Annotated in this window: 18 protein-coding genes; 5 read left to right on the forward strand and 13 right to left on the reverse strand. The window is 54.2% G+C overall.

From position 1 onward, the window contains the following. The first annotated feature begins 63 nt into the window (after window positions 1–63). A complete protein-coding gene (locus AC3WT9_RS10000) occupies window positions 64–519 on the forward strand; it encodes a YhjD family protein (RefSeq protein ID WP_052091994.1) in 456 nt (151 codons plus the stop codon). Window positions 520–595: 76 nt separating this feature from the next. On the opposite strand, the gene AC3WT9_RS10005 is transcribed toward AC3WT9_RS10000, so the two are convergent. The 3 genes from AC3WT9_RS10005 to AC3WT9_RS10015 form a co-directional block, all read right to left on the reverse strand. Further along, window positions 596–814: a hypothetical protein gene (locus tag AC3WT9_RS10005; protein WP_076112335.1), complete on the reverse strand. Its 219-nt coding sequence runs from the start codon at window positions 812–814 to the stop codon at window positions 596–598. A gap of 137 nt (window positions 815–951) precedes the next feature. Beyond that, the gene (locus AC3WT9_RS10010; protein WP_038589706.1) at window positions 952–1,269 is read right to left on the reverse strand and encodes a hypothetical protein; all 318 of its coding nucleotides are present in this window, start codon (window positions 1,267–1,269) and stop codon (window positions 952–954) included. A 105-nt stretch (window positions 1,270–1,374) separates the two neighbouring features. Continuing rightward, on the reverse strand, window positions 1,375–1,947 hold the full coding sequence (locus AC3WT9_RS10015; RefSeq protein WP_038589705.1) for a xanthine phosphoribosyltransferase: 573 nt from the start codon (window positions 1,945–1,947) through the stop codon (window positions 1,375–1,377). A gap of 180 nt (window positions 1,948–2,127) precedes the next feature. Here AC3WT9_RS10015 and AC3WT9_RS10020 point away from each other — a divergent pair, with 180 nt between their 5' ends. Beyond that, on the forward strand, window positions 2,128–3,249 hold the full coding sequence (locus AC3WT9_RS10020) for a YkvI family membrane protein (protein WP_492407557.1): 1,122 nt from the start codon (window positions 2,128–2,130) through the stop codon (window positions 3,247–3,249). A gap of 138 nt (window positions 3,250–3,387) precedes the next feature. Here the strand turns inward: AC3WT9_RS10020 and AC3WT9_RS10025 are convergent, their stop codons facing one another. From AC3WT9_RS10025 to AC3WT9_RS10035, 3 genes are read right to left on the reverse strand one after another with little or no spacing between them, the layout of a single operon-like run. Beyond that, a complete protein-coding gene (locus AC3WT9_RS10025) occupies window positions 3,388–6,732 on the reverse strand; it encodes an AAA family ATPase (RefSeq protein WP_492407558.1) in 3,345 nt (1,114 codons plus the stop codon). Continuing rightward, window positions 6,729–8,180 (reverse strand): metallophosphoesterase family protein, encoded by a 1,452-nt coding sequence (locus AC3WT9_RS10030; protein WP_341091923.1) that lies wholly within the window; start codon window positions 8,178–8,180, stop codon window positions 6,729–6,731. Before AC3WT9_RS10030 ends, AC3WT9_RS10025 begins: the two co-directional genes overlap by 4 nt. After that, entirely contained in the window at window positions 8,131–9,267 is a 1,137-nt protein-coding gene (locus AC3WT9_RS10035; RefSeq protein WP_341091921.1) for a glycosyltransferase family 4 protein, read from the reverse strand. Before AC3WT9_RS10035 ends, AC3WT9_RS10030 begins: the two co-directional genes overlap by 50 nt. Window positions 9,268–9,451: 184 nt before the next feature. Here AC3WT9_RS10035 and AC3WT9_RS10040 point away from each other — a divergent pair, with 184 nt between their 5' ends. Both AC3WT9_RS10040 and AC3WT9_RS10045 read left to right on the forward strand, forming a co-directional pair. Then, window positions 9,452–10,846, forward strand: coding sequence for an RsmF rRNA methyltransferase first C-terminal domain-containing protein (locus tag AC3WT9_RS10040; RefSeq protein WP_492407583.1), 1,395 nt, complete (start codon window positions 9,452–9,454; stop codon window positions 10,844–10,846). Between the two features lie 113 nt (window positions 10,847–10,959). After that, window positions 10,960–11,049, forward strand: a complete 90-nt coding sequence (locus tag AC3WT9_RS10045) for a YjcZ family sporulation protein (RefSeq protein ID WP_218642532.1) — start codon at window positions 10,960–10,962, stop codon at window positions 11,047–11,049. A 223-nt stretch (window positions 11,050–11,272) separates the two neighbouring features. Here the strand turns inward: AC3WT9_RS10045 and AC3WT9_RS10050 are convergent, their stop codons facing one another. The 6 genes from AC3WT9_RS10050 to AC3WT9_RS10075 form a co-directional block, all read right to left on the reverse strand. Further along, window positions 11,273–12,073 carry a Cof-type HAD-IIB family hydrolase gene (locus tag AC3WT9_RS10050; RefSeq protein ID WP_341091916.1) on the reverse strand — a complete coding sequence of 267 codons (801 nt, stop codon included), beginning with the start codon at window positions 12,071–12,073 and terminating at the stop codon, window positions 11,273–11,275. Between the two features lie 114 nt (window positions 12,074–12,187). Next, the gene (locus AC3WT9_RS10055; protein WP_492407559.1) at window positions 12,188–12,952 is read right to left on the reverse strand and encodes a pseudouridine synthase; all 765 of its coding nucleotides are present in this window, start codon (window positions 12,950–12,952) and stop codon (window positions 12,188–12,190) included. A gap of 3 nt (window positions 12,953–12,955) precedes the next feature. Continuing rightward, window positions 12,956–14,482 (reverse strand): RsmB/NOP family class I SAM-dependent RNA methyltransferase, encoded by a 1,527-nt coding sequence (locus AC3WT9_RS10060; RefSeq protein WP_492407560.1) that lies wholly within the window; start codon window positions 14,480–14,482, stop codon window positions 12,956–12,958. Window positions 14,483–14,580: 98 nt separating this feature from the next. Beyond that, window positions 14,581–15,060, reverse strand: a complete 480-nt coding sequence (locus AC3WT9_RS10065) for a DUF309 domain-containing protein (protein ID WP_341091909.1) — start codon at window positions 15,058–15,060, stop codon at window positions 14,581–14,583. Further along, a complete protein-coding gene (yjbM, locus tag AC3WT9_RS10070) occupies window positions 15,026–15,838 on the reverse strand; it encodes a GTP diphosphokinase (protein ID WP_038589698.1) in 813 nt (270 codons plus the stop codon). Before yjbM ends, AC3WT9_RS10065 begins: the two co-directional genes overlap by 35 nt. A gap of 28 nt (window positions 15,839–15,866) precedes the next feature. Next, a complete protein-coding gene (locus AC3WT9_RS10075; RefSeq protein ID WP_341091906.1) occupies window positions 15,867–16,961 on the reverse strand; it encodes a quinone-dependent dihydroorotate dehydrogenase in 1,095 nt (364 codons plus the stop codon). 210 nt (window positions 16,962–17,171) lie between these two features. On the opposite strand from AC3WT9_RS10075, the gene AC3WT9_RS10080 reads away from it, so the two are divergent. Further along, window positions 17,172–17,309, forward strand: a complete 138-nt coding sequence (locus tag AC3WT9_RS10080) for a hypothetical protein (protein WP_341091905.1) — start codon at window positions 17,172–17,174, stop codon at window positions 17,307–17,309. On the opposite strand, the gene AC3WT9_RS10085 is transcribed toward AC3WT9_RS10080, so the two are convergent. Continuing rightward, window positions 17,306–18,772 (reverse strand): L,D-transpeptidase, encoded by a 1,467-nt coding sequence (locus AC3WT9_RS10085; RefSeq protein ID WP_492407561.1) that lies wholly within the window; start codon window positions 18,770–18,772, stop codon window positions 17,306–17,308. The genes AC3WT9_RS10080 and AC3WT9_RS10085 overlap by 4 nt on opposite strands. Between the last annotated feature and the right edge of the window lie 66 nt (window positions 18,773–18,838).

Genomic DNA, 18,838 nt, shown 5'->3' on the forward strand with positions numbered 1-18,838 from the left:
TATTGATGAATAAGAGGTATAATAAGAACAAGGGTTCGCATAATATAAATGAGGTGATTTATAATGGCGACTACCAAGAGAAGTACACTAATCACACCAGCTATTCCTGAAGATATAACCAAAGACGAATTGTCCCTTGTCAGAAGCTATCTGCTGCTAACGTTTATTCATAAAGTATTTGAACGGGATTGCCGGGTGATCGGCAAGAGTGGTCTGTTTAAGACGCCACAGCTTTACATGGAACTGGTCTCCAGTGCAACCAAGAAGACCTCGCTAATGCTGCAAGAGGTAACCCGTGAGCTGGCTTCACATCATTTGAAGATCACCACCATCCGCCAGGATCAGCGAGGCGTTGAAGCACAGTATGCCTGCCGCGGTTATGTGGGAGAGATCAACATCCTGTGGCCTGGATTCCGCAATGAAATGATGCTGCGTATGCGCGCTTATCTCGGATTAAATCCCGAGCTCGCCGTTCTCCCTAAGGAAGACAGCGTCGAACAGATGGCTATGTCCATCTAATAGCATAATGAAGTATATAAATAATAATGACAGCCCTTATCCATAACCGGACAAGGGCTGTCATGCTGTGAGTTGCTTATATATTGTCCGGATCTTGTCTAGGCTCCGAGAAAGGCTGATACACGTAATTACGGTCAAGCTTCACTACCCGCTTATTGGGACGGCGCACCATCACCTGTGACTCGTCCCAGGCCAATACAATACCCTTGACGTCATTGCTCTCCAACGCATCACGTACGACACGTATTTTCTCTCCGGATATCCGGTACGCATCCAGCTGTTCATCACTGATCATGTGGTAATACTCCCCTCTCTCCGTTAGTTAGCTTGTCCATTGTCTCCCGCAATTCACTCATGAAAAAGGCCCGAATGATAAATCATCTGGGCCTCAGTTCCTTACTAGAAAGCAACTCTGTATGTCTTATGAAGATACTATATCAGCGCTTCATTCTTCTCAAACCAGAAATCAAGAACTTTAGCGGACATCACACGTTCTTCCAGATATTCAACCTGATGATCACTGAAGTTCTGTTTCCAGTTGAAATCCAGTTCTTTACACAAACCTGTGATTGTCAAAAGTTCCGACCAGGCTACATAACGTTTGTACCAGAAAAATTGAGGATGTTCAATCATATAGGGATACAGATCGTCGAACTCCGTGTGTTTACAATCCAGCGCACGCTCGAAATGATCCTTGGCCTCGGATAATTTATCTATAAAGAATTGCTCTGTCACCGGTTCTTTCCCCATTGTGACGCCTCCTCTCCTATGTCTAATATTTATTATAAAGGAAAAGTCATAGGGTGAAAAGCAGATGTTTTAAAAATAGGCTATACACCTATTAATTGCCACTGCTTAGTCGCCAAAGACTATTGTTCCTTCACTTAGAGACATAATTCTGACCAGCGACTCCAGACGGATGCCCTGTTCCCGGATGGTGCGGGCTCCTGCCTGAAAGCTTTTTTCCACCACTACGCCCAGTCCAACCAGCTCGGCCCCTGAACGCTGGATGATCTTGATCAGTCCGCGCGCAGCATCACCATTGGCGATAATATCATCAATAAAAAGAATCTTATCATCCGGGGAGATATACTGGCGGGACAACATAATATCAGTAACGATTCCCTTGGTGAACGATGGTACTCTTTCGCATAAAGCATCGGGATCGGCGAGCAATGTTTTTTTGCGGCGGGCAAATACAAGCGGCACCTTCATTTCATAAGCGGTGGCAAATGCCACGGCAATACCCGAGGACTCCACGGTAACTACCCGCGTAACTCCGGCGTCCGCAAATCTCCCGGCAAACTCCCGTCCCATTTCCATCGTCAGCATGGGATCCACCTGATGGTTGAGCAGACCGTCCAATTTCAGCACCTGATCCGAAACGACGACCCCTTCCTGCAAAATCCGCTGTTTCAATACTTCCATAACTTTGAACCTCCATTACCCTTTATAATTCCAGACGTTCCACTCTAATACACCCATTTGCCATTAGGCGGAAGTCATGTCCTTCTGTTCCTCATCATAACCTGTACTATATGGACTGCACAAGGCAATCCTGCGGGCGGTGCCCATTTTTTATATTCATAGCATTGAAGGAGGCGAGCCATGAAATCCCATGTCCGCACGTTGCAAATCGCTTTCACTTATATTGGCACCATTGTAGGCGCCGGATTTGCCACCGGCCAGGAAATCCTAAGGTTTTTCACCCGGTACGGCCACTGGGCGGTATTAACCATTCTGCTCGCGACGGTGCTCTTTATTTGGCTGGGCACCAAAATGATGGTGATTGCCCGGCGCATCGAAGCCGATTCTTATGAAGACTTTAACCGCCATCTCTTCGGAGAGCGGGTTGGCAGCAGCATCAGCCTCTTTACCTTGATCGTTCTCGTCGCAGTCAACAGCATCATGCTGGCAGGGGCAGGGGCAATATTTCAGGAGAATCTGGGATTGCCGTTCCAGGCAGGTCTGTTGATTACAATATTCGGCTCATACTTTTTACTGAAACGTGGAATTTCCGGTATCCTGCAAATCAACAGTGTTGTCGTCCCCTTAATGCTTACTTTGTCGTTAATCATCATTTCCAATACGCTCGGTGTGCCGGGAGCAGGGCGCTTTCTGTTTCTTGAAACCGACCGCAGCATCTTCGGAGCATGGATGTCGCCACTGCTCTATACCGCCTTCAACCTCGGGATGGCCCAAGCCGTGCTTGTTCCGCTGGCCCGCCATACCGATGATGAAAAATCCCTGGTGCGGGGCGGCATCCTCGGCGGGGCAGGGATCGGGTTCATGCTGCTGGCCGCTCATTTTGCCATGAGCTCGCAAATGCCTGGCATCCTGCAGTTTGAAATCCCTATGGGCAGCATCGCCTTCCGGCTAGGCCCCCTTGTGCAGAGCATTTATCTGCTGCTGATCTTTCTGGAGATCTTCAGCACTTTTGTAGCCAACATCTATGGAGTCGGAGTACAGCTTAAGCAGCATCTGCCCATTGCCCCGTCCCTCGTCACTCCCCTGCTGATGCTGATCTGTTATTTATTCAGCCAATTTGGCTTCAGCTCACTATTGGGAGTTTTCTACCCTATATTCGGTGCCTTGGCGCTAGTCTGGGTTATTATGCTGCTGCGCGCGCCTATGTCTCCTCCGCCCCCGATAGCTGACCCTTCCGGCCCGGAAGGCAAAGCCATCACTATTGTAGCTGTCAAACCGGTGATTCGGATCACACGGAAATAACAGCTGGAAGGATGAAGCAACTGTTCCCTCCGGATGAATCCACTTCAGCGAGAAATAGAAGGATAATTTATATCGTGAAGCATAATATCTTTTAATTTAAAGATCCTTACGGCCGCTTGGTTCGCAGCCGTACAGCTTCTATACAGAGATCACAGCGGCTGCTGGTATCAAACGTGCAGCCGCTTCGGCTACATGCCGGTGGCAGGTCATCATGACAATCTGCCGGGAAACCGACAATTCACCGATCAGTGCCAGTGCCGCATGCAGGCGGCGTTCATCAAAGTTGACGAACAGGTCATCGAAGAGCAGCGGCAGGCTGGCCTGGCGGGTCATCGTCTCTGCCAAAGCCAGGCGGATAGCCAGATACAGCTGCTCCGCCGTTCCCCGGCTGAGCAGTCCGCTGTCCAGAAGGCCGGCATCCTTATGCTCCGCCTTCAACTCCTTGTGCCCAAGCGTCATCACGATTCTCAGGTATTCGCCTTCCGTCAGCTTGTTGAAATACACCGAAGCCAGCTGCAGTACCTGCGGCTGCTTCTCCTGCTCGTAGATGCGGCGCGTCCTCCCCATCAGTTCGGCAGCCAAGGCTGATACAGCATACTGTCCGGCCAGAATCTTCAGCGCCGCCCGCTGCTCCTCCAATTGCTGGAGCACTGTGTCTTCCATACAGCGCTCCTTCAAATACTCGCGCTCCTGCAGCAGCTTGCCCCGGTGCTGAAGCAGCGCGTTACGTTCTTCCTCAATACTTGCCGCAGCATCCTCCGCTGCGGACCGTTCCCTCTCCAGCGCAGCAGCATCATGATGCTCCAGCAGCTTCTGCAGTTCGGCCGCTTCCCCGTTCTCCCATCCGCCGAACATGGCCAGCTCCCACTGGCGGATCGATCTGGTCAGCTCCAGACGCCGCAACACGGCTGACGAACGGCGCAGAAATTCCTCGCCATCCGCAGCACCGCCCTCCTGCAGCAATCTGCCGCTGCGCTCATTCAATACCTCAAGCGCTTGACGGCCCCCGGCAAGCTCTGCCTGTACTTCATGCAGCCGCTCTTGGGCAGCTTCCCGGCGGAGCAGTTCCGTCTTGAGCTGGTCCCAATCCCGCTTCCTGATCTCCAGCCAGCTCAGCAAGGTGAGCGCGGCAGTTCCAGCGGCAGGTTCCAATAATGGCAGAACCTGTGTATTCCCTGTACTTGCAGTATCGTTCAGGGATAAAATTTCAGAATTTACGGATGGCAACAAACCCGAGGGACCTGCTGATTTTGCTGCAGCGTTGTCGGCGGCAGCTGACGACAGTTCGCCCTCCGTTGCTGCCTCATGCCATAAATTCAGGCATTCTTGTTCATAAACAGCACACTCTTCTTGCAGCTCCTTAAGCCGTGCCGCCAGTTTGCTCTCCTGGCGCAGCAGCTCGTTCCCCTGCTCCACTCTGGCGAATATATCCGGCAGCCCTTCGGGCGACAAGCCTTCCGGCAATCTGTGCTGGCGCAGCCATGTTTCATAGCTCTCATCCAGCTGGGTAAATTCAGCCTCAGCACGGTCCATCTCTTCGGCCAGCGCCCGCTCCTGCCCGGAGAGCGTCTCTACCTCTGTCAGGCAGGTGTCCCGCTCGCCAGCCAGCCGTTCCACACGCTGCCGCCAGGCATTCCAGGCTTCCATGAGCCTGCGAAGCTCCTTCATGCCAGCCTCCAGCCCGCTTGCTTCAGGGCTGGGCGCTGCCGCCGGCCTGCGGCCCGGCCGGCTCAAAGCACTCTCCGGCTCCGCACCGGAGAGCAGCAGCCCGCGCAGCCGCAGCATTTCCGCTGCGGCCACGCTCCCGTCCCCGCCATGCTCCAGCGGGGACGTTTCCGGTCTGCGCGCGGCGCGCAGACCGGCCCACAGAGCCAGGTCCGCGGCGGCCAGCAGGCCGAGCGCGGTCCAGGCGCTGACCGGCGGCGCACCGGTCAGGTACAGCGCGGCCGGCAGCAGCAGCGTTAGCGCTGCGCCTGCCGCAAGCAAGCGCCGGTACAGCGCAGCCCGGCGCTCTCCCGCGCCGGAGCCGCCACCGGCGCCGGGGCCGCGTAGCGGCCCTGCCCCGCCGAGCTGCGCTTCGCGCCAGCGCTCGGCGGCCTGCTGCAGCTCGTCCCACAGCTGCAGCACTTCACGCGGGCTGCGCGGGGCGAGGCCCGCGAAGTCCGCGGCGCCGCTTGCGTGCTCGCGCGCAAGCGAACGTTCCGCCGCCTGCAGCGCAGCGCCCGCGGCGGCGAGACGGGAGCGGAGGCTCTGCCGCTCCGCCTCACGCGCTTCCATCCGCCGGTCATACCCGGCGAAGGATGCCGCGAAGCGCCGTGCGGCTTCACGGTCCGCCGCCGCACCGGAGAAGTCCGCCAGCTCAGCCGGGCTCCAGCCTGCGCCAATCCCGCGCAGGATGCGCTCCAGATGCTCATGCAGCGCAGCAAGCTCGCCCGTGAGACGCTGCCGTTCCGCCCTCCGGTCCTCATAACTGGAACGCCGGCGGTCCAGACGCTCAAGTGCTGGTCCTTGAGCAATCAGCATCAGATCCGGCGGATGCTGGGCAAGCTCAGCGATAAGCTCCTGCTCCAGACGCTCCATGCGGAATACCGCTGCTTCGCTGCTGCGGATCTCCCCTTCAAGGGACTGCCAGCGAACTGCACCGTTCTCCGGAAAGACCTCAATCACCGGCAGCTCTGCCAGCTCCAGCCCCGCTTCCCGCCACTTCAGCCACAGCTCGCGGATGTCCTGCACCTTCCGCAGTTTGACCAGCATCTCCCCGGTGGAAGTCCGCAACTTTTCCAGCCCCGCCAGCTCCAGCTGCGCATTTTCCAAAGCAGCAGTATTCTCATTATACCGGGGAAGATAAGAACGGCTCTCAGCCATTTCACGTTCAAGCTTGTCGATGCTTTGCAGGATTTTGGCCGCATCCTGCACTTTCCCGCGCGGTTTATACAGCTTCTCGGCTTCCTGGATCAATCGCCGTTCGGCCCGCATAATTTCGCCGCCACCGCCCATCCCGGCATGGAACAGGTAGCTGCTCATCTCCTCGGACTGCAGTGCCCCAAGCTCCTGAAGCTCGTCCAGCGACACGGCAAACAGCTGCCGGAACATGCTTCTGGAAATGCCGCCGAGCAGACGCCGCTCCATTTCCGCTTGCCCCACTTCCTCGGACCGTCCATCCGGATAGCTGACGGTAATGTTCAGCTTTTCGCTGCGTCCCGCCGTCTCTCCACCTGCGGCATAACGGCGGATTCTCCATAGGCCTCCCTGCCCGTCATTCGCCGTCAGCATGCCGCCATGCAGACCACCCTGTGCGGGCTCATATCTTTCCGCCAGATTCACCCTGGTCGGGATCCCAAAAAGCATCGCCCGGATGAACTGCAGCGTAGTGCTTTTACCGGCCTCATTACGTCCAAACAGAACAGTTACGCCTTCCTGCAGCTCCAGTTCCCGGTTATGCAGACGCCCGAAGCCTCCGATCTGCACATGCTGTATCTTCATCCTGTACTCCCCCGCTCCTGCCGGTCGGTGGAATGCCCGGTCCCTTCGCTGGCTGTATCCGTTGCACCTGGCAGTCTGATGTCTGCTTTCTCCCCCTCAGCGGTCTCTTCCACCCCGCTAAGCAGTGTAATCCCCAGCTCTGACGCGCTTTTCAGCCAGCCCCGTTTCTCCTCTTCATCTGCCATGGACAGCAGTCTGCGGAGCTCCTGGTTCTCCATGAGCGGCTTCAATGCACTTCCAATCAGTTCATCCAGTCCTTCCGCCGTCTCCCCGCTGCGCCCCGACAGCCGCAGCATTTCACCCAGGAAGCTGTCCTCCTGCAGCAGCCGTTCCCGGTCTATCGCCAGACCTGTTTCCACCGAGAAACCCTCTGTCCACACGAGACCGGCATATTCTTTCCGCTCCGCACGTTTCGCCTCACGCCGCTGCAGCTCAGAGAGCAAATCATCCGCTGCACCCTTTTCTGCCAGTATCCTGTGCACGCCTCCCCTGCCTGTAAGCCGAAACCGCACAACCGACATCATTTGCGGAAGCTCATTCCTGATTTCCTCAACTGCCTGCTCGACAGCTTCAATCCATTTCACCTCATCCGCCAAGCCTTCAATGGAAATCTCCCTCACCTGCCAGCGGACGGAATCCAGTTCATGAAACTGGAGCGATGCAGCTCCTGCTTCATCCACATTCACCACATAACAACCTTTGGGTCCGGTCTCTTTAATGCTGCGGCCCTGGATATTGCCCGGATACACAATAGACGGGCGCTCATGCAGAATACTGCGTTTATGTATATGTCCCAGCGCCCAATAGTCAAATCCCCGGCTGATCAAATCCTTGCGGGTGCAGGGGGAATAGGTTTCGTGCTGAAGATCCCCATCCACGTTGCCATGCAGCAGCGCAATATGAAACAGGCTGCTTCCGGTCCTGCGGCTAAATTTCAAGGCTGTATTCTCCGTTACCTTTGCTGTTGGATAGGAAATTCCGCTGACCACAGCAGCTTCCTTCCCGTCGCTCCGGCGGCGGGCGATGGCCTGTCCCGGGTCTCCTGAACTGAATACAGTAACATGCTCCGGCGGTTCTGTTGCCAGACGCGGCCCATCGAGCGGATCATGGTTGCCATGAATCAGGAAGACCTGGATGCCATGCCTTCCCAATTCCTGCAGCGCTTCCTGAAACCGGAGCTGTCCCTGAAGCGAAGCATCGGAGACATCGTACACATCCCCGCTAATGACCACAAAATCAACTTCTTCATGAACGGCTACGTTAACAAGCCGCCCGAGGGCGGCGAAGGTAGACTCCCGTAAATAGGAGCGTATAGCCTGCGGAAGCTGCGCCAATCCGGCAAAACGGCTGTCTAGGTGGAGATCCGCGGCATGCAGGAAACGAAAAGGAATCATCTGCTCACCCTTTCGTTCCCGGCTGATATTGCAGATAGGTTTTTTTGAGCTCATTGGCCACCCGGGTCAGCGAATACAGGCTTTTTGCTTTATCCCAAGCCGAACGGGACAGCTCATAGCGGTAACCCGGATCGCTGATTACTTTTTCCAGCGCATCCGCCAATGCCACCTCATCGTCAGGATTGACCAGAAGTCCGTTTACCCCGTCCTCAATTTGTTCCGGAATCCCTCCCACATTCGTGCCGACAAGAGCCAGACAGCTAAGCGCCGCCTCCGCAAACACTGAGCCAAAGGCTTCCGCGCGTGAAGGGAGTACAAAAATATCAAAGAAAGGCATAAATTCTTCCGGGTGTAAAGTGTATCCGTAAAAAATCGTCTCATTATAGATGCCCAGATTCTGGGCTAATGACTCCAGCTCGCCGCGGCTGGGACCATCCCCAATGATGTGCAGCACGTACTCATGGCCCCGTTTGTTCAGCTCGGCACAAGCTTTAAACAACGTATCTATCCCTTTGGCCGGCACAAGCCGGGTTACGGTCACCAATTGCGGGATGATGTTGTCATGCGGAACAGGCTTGAATCTTTTCTCATCGAAGCCGTTTGGAATGATGCCTACGCTCGAAGGCTGGTCAATGTATGGCGCCAAATAATCGGCAAAAGAGCGTGAAACCGTCATCAGGCGGTCACTGACATGCTCCAGCTCACGGTATACCGAGACAAGAAATTGATGCTCCGGACCGCCTTCTTCAATGATTCCATTCAGAATCAGCTCACGTTCATAGCTGGAATGCAGGGTCTGGATCAGCGGGATTTCCGGATAGATCTTTTTCATTGCCAGACCGGCAATCGGATGATGGGCATGGATCAGATCATACTTTTTACTCATCCTCAGCTTCGTCCACCATAGGTAATCGCGGTAGGTCTGAATATATTTTTGTACAACCGGACTTTCGCCATACTTAGTCCAATCGAAGGTCTCAAATACAATCTCTTCGCGCCCCTTGCCGCGAATCCGTTTGGGCAACCAGAAGAGATCCATATCCCAGCGGCTGGAACGGAAACGTTCCTGGAGATAAGGAATCATTGAAGATACACCACCGGGCTGTTCCGGCGGGAAGAATAGCGCTTGCAGTAAGTTCATCTGGTACATCCCCTTTACAATTGCCCTGATTACGGTGAGACCCGGCAATTATGATATAGTAATAAATATGTACAATTACTGGTACGCTAAGGTCCCCTACCTTGATTTTATCGGTATCCACCTGAAACAGCAACCAAGAAGAACGCTTGAGCCTGAATTGATTTTGACAAGAGGAGAATGAATGATGACGGAAGAACAGCTGCCCGCCGCTTATACCACTGCCATGAGAGAAATGCTGGGGCAGGAGGCGGACACTTTTCTGCAAAGCTATACTTTGCTGCGGACCCAGGGTCTGCGATTCAACACTTTAAAAAGCCGGCTTGGAACCGGCATCCGCGCTGCCGAACATGCGGTTTCCTTATTCGGCCTTACACCGGTACCTTGGTGCCACTCAGGGTATTATTACGAACATCCCGCCCGGCCCGGACGACATCCCTACCATACCGCCGGACTATATTATATTCAGGAGCCCTCGGCAATGTCCGCGGCCGAGCTGCTGGGGCCGCTTCCCGGTGAGACCGTGCTGGATCTTGCCGCCGCTCCCGGCGGAAAGACGACACATATCGCCTCTCTAATGCAGGGACAAGGTCTGCTTGTGTCCAATGAGATCCATCCCGAGCGGGCCAAAATTCTGGCCGAAAACGTCGAACGCCACGGCATCTCCCATGCACTGGTGACCAGCGCAGCTCCAGGGGAGCTGTCACGGCGTTTCCCGCAGGTCTTCGACCGGATTATGCTGGATGCCCCCTGTTCTGGTGAAGGTATGTTCCGCAAAGATCCTGCTGCTGTAAGCGAATGGTCTCCGGGGCATATCGAGATGTGTGCGGCAAGACAATGGGATATTTTGCAGGATGCCTATATCATGCTGAAACCTGGCGGCAGCCTGGCGTATTCAACCTGTACCTTCAACCGCAGCGAGAATGAAGATACCATCGCCCGGTTTATAGAGCACTATCCCGATATGGAGCTGATTGCCGAGAAACGCCTCTGGCCGCATCTGGAGAAAGGTGAAGGACATTTCGTCGCCCTGCTGCGCAAGGCACCTGCAGAAGAAACTGCGAATAGCCGCAGCAAACGGGACAGCGGACGGGGCAAAAACAGCCCGCGAACAACCTCCTCCGTGCGCGATGCTTACCAGCAGTTTCTGGGCTGGGCAGCGGAGCATCTGCCAGGATTCACCAGCCAGGGTGTACCTCTGCTCTTTGGAGAATCCTTGTATCTGCTCCCGGAGACATTTAACGATAGCCTGCATACCGGTCTGCTTGAAGGCCTCAAAATCCCGCGGGCCGGGCTGCATATGGCCCATCTGAAGAAAAACCGGATCGAACCGGCACATGCCCTGGCAATGTCTCTTCAGCCCAGTCAAGCTGCCCGTAGCTGGGACTTTGCGGCCGATAGTCATGAAATTCAGGCCTGGCTGCGTGGGGAGAGCCTGCCGGTTCCGGCTGAGCTGCACGGCTGGACACTGGTCACGGTTGACGGACTTCCTGTTGGCTGGGGCAAAGCCAGCTCCGGTCAACTGAAGAATCACCTGCCCAAAGGGCTGCGGATCCTAAAAGCCCATATTGACGAGCAATAGGCAACTGACCGGTTCGTGATGCCTCCCCCGGCATATGATGACATTATCCCAAAGACGCAGCAGCATAACTGCGCGGCATGGGAACTAGACATGAGTTAAGGGAGGAATCAGACATGGGTGCACATCCAGGCTTCACATCGACCGGTGCGATTTTGGTGCTCTTTATTTTACTTGTCATCATTTCCCGTTCGTTGTTTGTCTAATTCCGATCGAGCAGCAACGTACAGTGGTACCAAGCGGCCCGCCGTCCCTTTAAGGGGCGGTGCAGCCGCTTTTTTGCATTTCTAGTTCACGGCTGTTTATATCTAGCCAGACGTCAGCTACCAGAAAAAAAGCATAAACCAGCGCCTCAGGGCACTAGTCTATGCTTTCACATTTATATTCTCACTTCACACTATTCTTACTTCATACTTATTTTCTCAAGCATTACGATAGGCAGTACTTCACCAGTGCGTCGCGGACCCCGCTGTCGTTGTTAGTTCCAGTAACCGCGTTTGCCGCTGCTTTGACCTCGAGTGGTGAATTGTCCATCGCAACACCCAGTCCAGCGTAGGTAAGCATTGAAATATCATTATAATAATTCCCGATGGATAAGACTTCCTCCTGAGGAATCCCAAGCTGCACAGCCAGATTCTTCAGCGCATTCCCCTTGGAAGCCTCAGGATGCATGAAGTCTACAAAAAACTCGCCGCTGCGCAAAATGTTGTACTGCTGCGTCCAAGTACCCCATTCACGTTGTGCTTCATCCAGAATGTCCGACTGGGTGAAAACCGTAAATTTTACAATCGGTTCACGAAAATCATCCCAGGCCGGCAGCGAAGCAGGCATAATCCGGAAGTGCTCGTACATAAAATTAGCCTCTTGGGTCAAATTCTCCACATTATCGACGTACATATCAAAAGCGGTATTAACATCGAAATGGATATCATGCTGCCGGCAATACTCAATGTAAGGGTCAAGTCCACGGGCATCCAGCCCAAATTGATGCAGCACTTTGCGGTCATTGACTCGGACAGTCGCCGCTCCGTTGTGGCCCAGCACATACCCCGACAGGCCCATTTCTTCCATAAATGGAATCGAGTTCTGCGGGCTGCGGCCTGTGCATAATACTATCTGGCCCCCCAGCCGCGTAACCTCAGCAATTGCCTCTTTATTCTCATCACTTAAGTGGTGATCATCATTCAACAGTGTTCCGTCTACATCCAGCGCAATCAGTTTGTATCTCATACCCCACCATCCTTGTCTGTCTTTTATATCTATATATGCAAGCTTACAAAACCCCCGTCAACTAAGACACGTACTTTAATTAAGCCGGTATTAAATCAGCAGCGGGGCTATATCTCATGTTTCCTGGCCGTCTGCACCGAGCAGACTCAGCTCTTCTGCCGTCAACTCCCGGCAAGCGCCCAATGGCAGGCTTTCGTCCAGCTTCAAATCCCCCATAGACACCCGCTTCAGAAACGTCACTTTTTTGCCAACCGCAATAAACATCCGCTTCACCTGATGGAATTTCCCTTCAGTAAGGGTTAGGGAGATTTGTGAGATGACATTGCTGCCGCGCTCCCTGCCAAGGATTCTCAGCTGTGCCGGGAGAGTCACATAACCATCTTCCAGCTCCACACCGGCGGCAAATGCAGCCACATCCGTTGCGTCTACTTCGCCCTCCACGACCGCTTCATACGTCTTCGGCACATGTTTTCGCGGGGATAGCAGCTCATGGGCGAGCTTGCCGTCATTGGTAAGCAGCAGTAGTCCAACCGTATCCTTGTCCAGTCTCCCGACCGGGAACGGCTCGAACTGCGCATACCCCGGTTTCAATAAATCAAGAACAGTCCGGTCCCGTTTGTCTTCTGTAGCAGACAAGACACCCGGGGGCTTGTTCATCATCAGATAGATATGCTCGCGGTACAGAATCGGCTCCCCATTGAGCTCTAACCTGTCAAGATAGGGGTCAACATGAAACCCGCTGTCCTTTACCACCATCCCATTAACAGTAATCAACCCCTGCTTCGCCTGCTTGCGGATGTCACTGCGGGAACCTGCGCCCATATGGGACAGCACTTTATCGATCCGTTGTTTCTTACCGTTATTTCCCGAAGCCCCCATGCCTTATGTCCACCTCCAGCCAGCCGGATATTCATTCTTCAGCATTCCGTCCTGCCACTTCGCCCAGCCTGCGCTGTACCCGTCGATACAGACCAGCACATACCCTTTGAGTGCACTGCCTGACTTCACAGACAATCGTTCTGCCGGAATGGATAATGTTTCGCCCTTAAGATAGGAGACCGCTTCACCGCTGCTGCCCGACAGGGAAAGACTGCGGCAACTCTCCTCCGGGTGCAGGGCGGTAGCGAGCGGATGCCCGGGAATAAACCGGCCGCTGCGCACATGACCTACATACCAGCCTGGACGGATCGTCTTCAGTCCATCCAATGCTTCCTTCGGCAATGGCGAGATGTACAAATGTTCGCCGAACCATACGGGATATCCCGCAGGTTGCCAGCCGAGCTGCTCCTTGAAGAAATCGGCATAGGCGGCAAGCAGAATCTCTTCTCCTATGCTTTGCTGTTCTCTGCCGGAGCCGTTGCCGGATTTGCCGAATGCACGGCCGCCTCTGCCGCCGCGTCCTCTTTCCGCTTTACCTCCAGCAGCTTTAGCTGAAGGTGATACTTTGCCAGATTTGTTCCGCGCAGCGATCCCAAGCGCAATGTCCCGGTCTCCGCCTTCCTCTTCCGGAGCGAGGCTCCCATCATGGCGCAGCACGGCCATGAAATGCCCCTCGCCCTTGACCTTATGCGGCCACAGCCGGGCCGTCTCCGGCAATTCGCCGAACCCCGGCGCGAAAGAGCCTGTGCCGCCTGCCGGAACCGGTGAGAACCGGGGATGTGCGGCCAGAAAACCGGCTATCGTCCCCTCATTCTCTTCTACCGCAAACGTGCAGGTCGAATAGACCAATGTCCCGCCGGGCTTCAGCGCCGCAGCGGCTGAGACAAGAATGTCCCGCTGCATCGCCGCATATTTCTCCGGCGTTCCCGGCTCCCACTGCTTCACCATGTCTTCATCCTTGCGGAACATGCCTTCACCGGAGCATGGCGCGTCGATTAGAATCCGGTCAAAGAACCCGGGGAATGCTGCTGCGATCCGTTCGGGGCTTTCATTCAGTACAATGCCGTTGCGGACACCGTAAAGCTCCAAATTTTTAGCCAAAGCCTTGGTCCGCTCCGGATGAAGATCATTGCTAACCAGAAGACCTTCACCTTGCAGCTTAGCGGCGATCTGCGTAGATTTGCCGCCCGGTGCGGCACATAAATCCAGCACCCGGTCACCTGGCTGCACATCAAGCAGCTCTACAGGAGCCATTGCACTCGGCTCCTGAATGTAATACAGACCGGCATGGTAATACGGATGTTTACCGGGTCTGGCGCCTTCCCCAGTATAGAACCCGGCCGGACACCAGGGAATCGGCTCCAGCTCAAAAGGTGCCAGCGCCAGCAGGTCCTTCACCGATATTTTCAAGGTATTGGCGCGGATACCGCCATAAGGAGTTTCCTTGTAGGTCTCCGCAAACTGTTCATACTCTGTTCCCAACAGTTCTTTCATCCGCTGCGTGAACGAGCCGGGCAATTGTGCCGCCATGTTGCTTTCCTCCTGCTTGTTGTTTCTGAATGTAGGAATGAATAATTCAAGGAACACCCCGGTGGAGTGCTCCTTGTTGTCTTGCTGTATTTATTGCTTCATTTGCGGTGGGGTGAGTGAACCGGCCGCTGGGGCCCCCTGCGCTGCGGCAAGTTGGGTGTAATCCGGGCAGCTGCAATCTTTACAGCCTCTTCCAGACCGGGATCTGTAATTTCAAGGGTCAGATCATAATAGGGAAACGGCTGTTCATCATAGCCTTCCAGCTTGCGGACATATTCACCAGTCTCCTGTACAAGCTTCGCAAGATGAATTCCCAGCGTTTCATCCGGATACTTCTGCAGCACATTATGGGCCCCGCCCAGCATAATCCTCCCGCCGCGCACATTCCCGTTGCGGAAATGATACAACCCGACCGCTACCTGAAGAAATGCTTTGTACAGCGGATCACGGTCTTTGGCCAGCCACAGCTCTTCAAGCACCTCATGACATTCGAAATAATCTCTGTCTCTATTGAAATAGACCAGGTACGCCAGATACAGCGGTTCATAGACCATCCGGCAGACTGTCCTTCTTCGCATTAGAGAGCAGCTCACGCACATGGTCCAGCAATTCCTTCATCGCATCCATATCCTGAGCCTGCCAGATCACATTGAAACGTTCCTGGCTTTCAATCGCCTCGTTCACCAGATGATAGAAATACAATTGATGAATCGCCTTGAGCAATTGAGTCGTCATATTGGAATTTTCTTCGAAGGTTTTTTGAGCCTCCAGAATTTCTTCACGGATGCTGGACATTTCACTGTCCAGTATGGAAGCGGCCTCTGCTGCCGTCTTGAGCCGCACCCGCATTTCATCGGGCAGGCTTTCACGGTATTTATAGTTCAGCGAATGCTCGATGGTTGCCCAGAAATTCATCGCCAGTGTGCGGATCTGAATCTCGGCGAGCACAATCTTTTGCCCCAGAGCCGTCTGAACAGGATATTTAATAATCATATGGAAGCTGCGGTAGCCGCTTTCCTTGTAATTGGTGATGTAGTCCTTCTCGTAAAGCACTTCAAGATCCTTGCGGGCACGGATATACTCCGCCACTCTGCGGATATCCTCAACGAATTGGCACATGATGCGTATGCCGGCGATATCCTCAATGCCTGTCTCCAGATCTTCCATCTTCACATTCAGCCGCTTGGCCTTCTCCAGAATGCTGGACAGCCGCTTCACGCGTCCGGTTACGAACTCAATCGGCGTATATTCCTCTCTCTTCTTGAGCTCCGAGCGCATCGTCTTGAATTTAACCTTGAGTTCCTCCACAGTCTGTTCATATGGAAGCAAAAAAGTTCCCCAGTCCCTGCCGTCCATCGCCTTCGTCCTCCTGTCCATTCATCCTTCAGTGATGATCAGCGCCCACCGCTTCTAGGATATTACGGAATCCGTCCCGCCGCAGAAGCTGCCTAAGTCCGGCATGCAATCTGCGGTTAACCTCCGGTCCTTCATAGATGAGAGCTGTATAAATTTCAACCAGGCTGGCACCCGCCCGGATTTTGTCATAAGCATCCTGGCTGGTAAAAATACCGCCTGAACCAATAATCGGCAGCTTGCCGCCGGTCTGGCGATAAATGCTGCGGATAATCTCTGTGGAACGGTCGCGCAGCGGTTTGCCGCTGAGGCCCCCTGTCTCTCCGGCTTTGTCACTCTTCAGCCCCTCACGGTTAAGTGTGGTGTTCGTAGCGATCACACCGTCCACACCGGCTTCAGAAAGTGTATGTACCATATATTCAAGCTCGGTGTCGCTGACATCGGGAGCAATCTTGACCAGCAGACTTTTGGCCATACCGCTTTTCTCACGCTGGAGTTCCATTTCCTCTTTCACTTGGGCCAGCAGGTTTGATAATTCACTGCCATGCTGGAGACTCCGCAAATCCGGTGTATTCGGAGAGCTGATATTAACCACAAAAAAATCACCGTACGGATAAAGCGTACGGATACACTGCCGGTAGTCCTCATGTGCTGATTCATTTGGGGTCACTTTATTGCGCCCGATATTGACCGCCACAGGAATTCTGCGTTTCTTCAGCACCTTCAGCCGCTGGGCCATGGCTTCTGCGCCTTCATTATTGAAGCCCATCCGGTTAATCAGTGCTTCGTCCGGAAGAAGACGGAATAACCGCGGGCTGTCATTGCCCGGTTGGCTCTTGGGCGTAACCGTACCCACTTCCATAAATCCGAAGCCAATTGACGAGAAGCCGCCCACCGCTTCAGCGTTCTTATCCAGGCCTGCTGCAAGACCCACCGGAGTAGGGAAATGCAGACCGAACAGGTCTACCGCAAGATCGGCTGTCTCTGGGACGCCGTACATCAAGCGCATGGCCGCACTGCCGCCCGGAACCAAGGCCCCTTTGTTCAAACCGCCTATGACGAGATGATGTGCCTTCTCCGGGTCCATTTTAAAGAAAATTGGTTTACCTAAATTTCGATACAGCACCGTTCTCGCTCCTTCAAGGGATAATACGTTATTTCCCGCGACTCCCCGTTTCTCTTGGTTTCTTCTTAATTTTATCCGTTTCGGGAAGAAAAGAAAAGTTTTTTGCCCAGGTGATGCCTGCGAGCGAAATGCAGAGTATAGTATTTTTCTTGCAAACGCATTACAATGTAAGGGTAATCACTGATCAAGAGAGAAAGAAGGATGACCCGTATGTCAACTAAACGCAAACCTCCTACACTCCAGCAGAAGAAAGAAGAAGTCAACCGCAAAGCAATTCTGTGGATTAGTGTAAGTCTGGCCTTGCTGGTTCTTCTTATTATTGTTCTATTTCTTGTAGCAGGTAATTAATTCAGCCAGTGGTAGACTTTGTGGGGGTTGGTCTGATTTTGAGGTGCTCCAGAGGGAAAGGCTTCCTCCGGATGCAGCAGCTCCTCAGGCAGAACCCCTTTAGTAATCTGGACCTTCGTTCCCATCGGTACCATGACGAATAATTCCTCCACATCTTTGCGGTTCATCCGGATACATCCCAGCGATTCATCTTTGCCTATGCTGTCAGGCTCGTTTGTGCCGTGTATGGCATAGTTGCTGTCCGAAAGCTGCATCCCGCGGCTGCCGAATTCCCCGTTGTCATGGCCATTCGGATTGACCACCTTGTCTGTGATCGCAAAAGTCCCTTCAGGTGTTTTGTCGCCGCCGAGCCCAATCTCATAGTTCCGCAGAATTATCGAGCCGCTGGTCACTGCCAGGCGGTGTTTTTGTTTATCTACAATAATAGTCAGCGGTGCTGTAAAAAAGGGCATTTCCGCCGCTGCATCACGGCTTGTTTCAGGAGACTTGCTGCCCTGGCCAGCTGCAGGAATCCCTGTTGCCGTGGCAGTAGCCGGCTTGGCAGTAGCCGCCGGGGCCTGCGGGACTGCCGGGGAAGCTGCCGCACGCAGCGAGGCGAACTTTGCCTTCATCAGCGGAGTCGTCCCACCCAGCCAATTCCCCGGGAACGGCGCCTCCAGTTCTCCAAGGGATTTCGGCAGCACGCCCTTGCTGCTCTTGTAGGATCGCATGGCGCTCCACAGCACTGCCAGCTCCTCCTGGTCCTCTTGCCATCCTGCCGCCTGTTTCTTCAGCTCTGCTGAATCCGGGGGCTGGCAGGCACAGACCGCCGAATTGTAGGATTGGTATACAATCCGACCTTCCTTACTCTTCTCCAGCTTTGCCTCGAGCGGCAGCTTCTTCTTCCATATAAGCCATTTGCCGGAGCGCTCCATTCGCAGGATCGCCGTTGAGCCGGTCGGCTGGCTGTTCTGCAGCAAGCCCGCCAGCGCTTTGCCAGGTCCGGCAGCATCCCCCGGCTGTGCCGTAAAGGATAGCTTCACCGGGGCCGGAGCAGGCTGTACTCCAGTCTCTGGCACGACCGTTGCCGTAAGTTCCTCTGGTAAATCTGCCGGAGCTCCGCCGGCAATCTCTGGAGCCGAGTTGTCCGTTTCACCGGGACCGGGAAGGGTACCCGGCGCAGCTGCATCCGGCAGAAACACCAGCAGCAGCAGAACTAGTGTTAACAGAACACGGCGCATTCTCTGCTTGTTCTGGTGACGCTGCCGGGCAGCCTGGAGCAGGCCGTCTTCATATTCACGCAGCATTTCGGCCGGCACCTTGCTGTGCTCGAAAGCTTCGTATACTTCACCGGCCTGATTGAAGCAGTAATTCGCTTTGCCTTGCTGGCCGTTCTTATAGTATTCCTTACCAAGCAAGTACCATGCCATCTTGTTTTCAGGATGCAACTGAACATACGCCTTAAGATGCTGCGAGTTTTTCATCGGGGCCTCCGCGGGTTTGTGATTCTTTCCTTATATATATCGGTCAGTCCGTCAAAAAAAGACATC

The sequence above is a fragment of the Paenibacillus sp. EB106-06-01-XG199 genome (genome assembly GCF_058791575.1).

Bases quoted from the DNA above. Each gene is read 5' to 3' on its own strand.
- AC3WT9_RS10080 (WP_341091905.1), top strand. From the start codon at position 17,172: ATGTCAACTAAACGCAAACCTCCTACACTCCAGCAGAAGAAAGAAGAA.
- AC3WT9_RS10005 (WP_076112335.1), bottom strand. From the start codon at position 814: ATGATCAGTGATGAACAGCTGGATGCGTACCGGATATCCGGAGAGAAA.
- AC3WT9_RS10010 (WP_038589706.1), bottom strand. From the start codon at position 1,269: ATGGGGAAAGAACCGGTGACAGAGCAATTCTTTATAGATAAATTATCC.
- AC3WT9_RS10065 (WP_341091909.1), bottom strand. From the start codon at position 15,060: ATGCGAAGAAGGACAGTCTGCCGGATGGTCTATGAACCGCTGTATCTG.
- AC3WT9_RS10015 (WP_038589705.1), bottom strand. From the start codon at position 1,947: ATGGAAGTATTGAAACAGCGGATTTTGCAGGAAGGGGTCGTCGTTTCG.
- AC3WT9_RS10060 (WP_492407560.1), bottom strand. From the start codon at position 14,482: ATGGCGGCACAATTGCCCGGCTCGTTCACGCAGCGGATGAAAGAACTG.
- AC3WT9_RS10035 (WP_341091921.1), bottom strand. From the start codon at position 9,267: ATGAACTTACTGCAAGCGCTATTCTTCCCGCCGGAACAGCCCGGTGGT.
- AC3WT9_RS10085 (WP_492407561.1), bottom strand. From the start codon at position 18,772: ATGAAAAACTCGCAGCATCTTAAGGCGTATGTTCAGTTGCATCCTGAA.
- AC3WT9_RS10040 (WP_492407583.1), top strand. From the start codon at position 9,452: ATGACGGAAGAACAGCTGCCCGCCGCTTATACCACTGCCATGAGAGAA.
- AC3WT9_RS10025 (WP_492407558.1), bottom strand. From the start codon at position 6,732: ATGAAGATACAGCATGTGCAGATCGGAGGCTTCGGGCGTCTGCATAAC.
- AC3WT9_RS10030 (WP_341091923.1), bottom strand. From the start codon at position 8,180: ATGAGCTCAAAAAAACCTATCTGCAATATCAGCCGGGAACGAAAGGGT.
- AC3WT9_RS10000 (WP_052091994.1), top strand. From the start codon at position 64: ATGGCGACTACCAAGAGAAGTACACTAATCACACCAGCTATTCCTGAA.
- AC3WT9_RS10055 (WP_492407559.1), bottom strand. From the start codon at position 12,952: ATGGGGGCTTCGGGAAATAACGGTAAGAAACAACGGATCGATAAAGTG.
- AC3WT9_RS10050 (WP_341091916.1), bottom strand. From the start codon at position 12,073: ATGAGATACAAACTGATTGCGCTGGATGTAGACGGAACACTGTTGAAT.
- AC3WT9_RS10045 (WP_218642532.1), top strand. From the start codon at position 10,960: ATGGGTGCACATCCAGGCTTCACATCGACCGGTGCGATTTTGGTGCTC.
- AC3WT9_RS10020 (WP_492407557.1), top strand. From the start codon at position 2,128: ATGAAATCCCATGTCCGCACGTTGCAAATCGCTTTCACTTATATTGGC.
- yjbM (WP_038589698.1), bottom strand. From the start codon at position 15,838: ATGGACGGCAGGGACTGGGGAACTTTTTTGCTTCCATATGAACAGACT.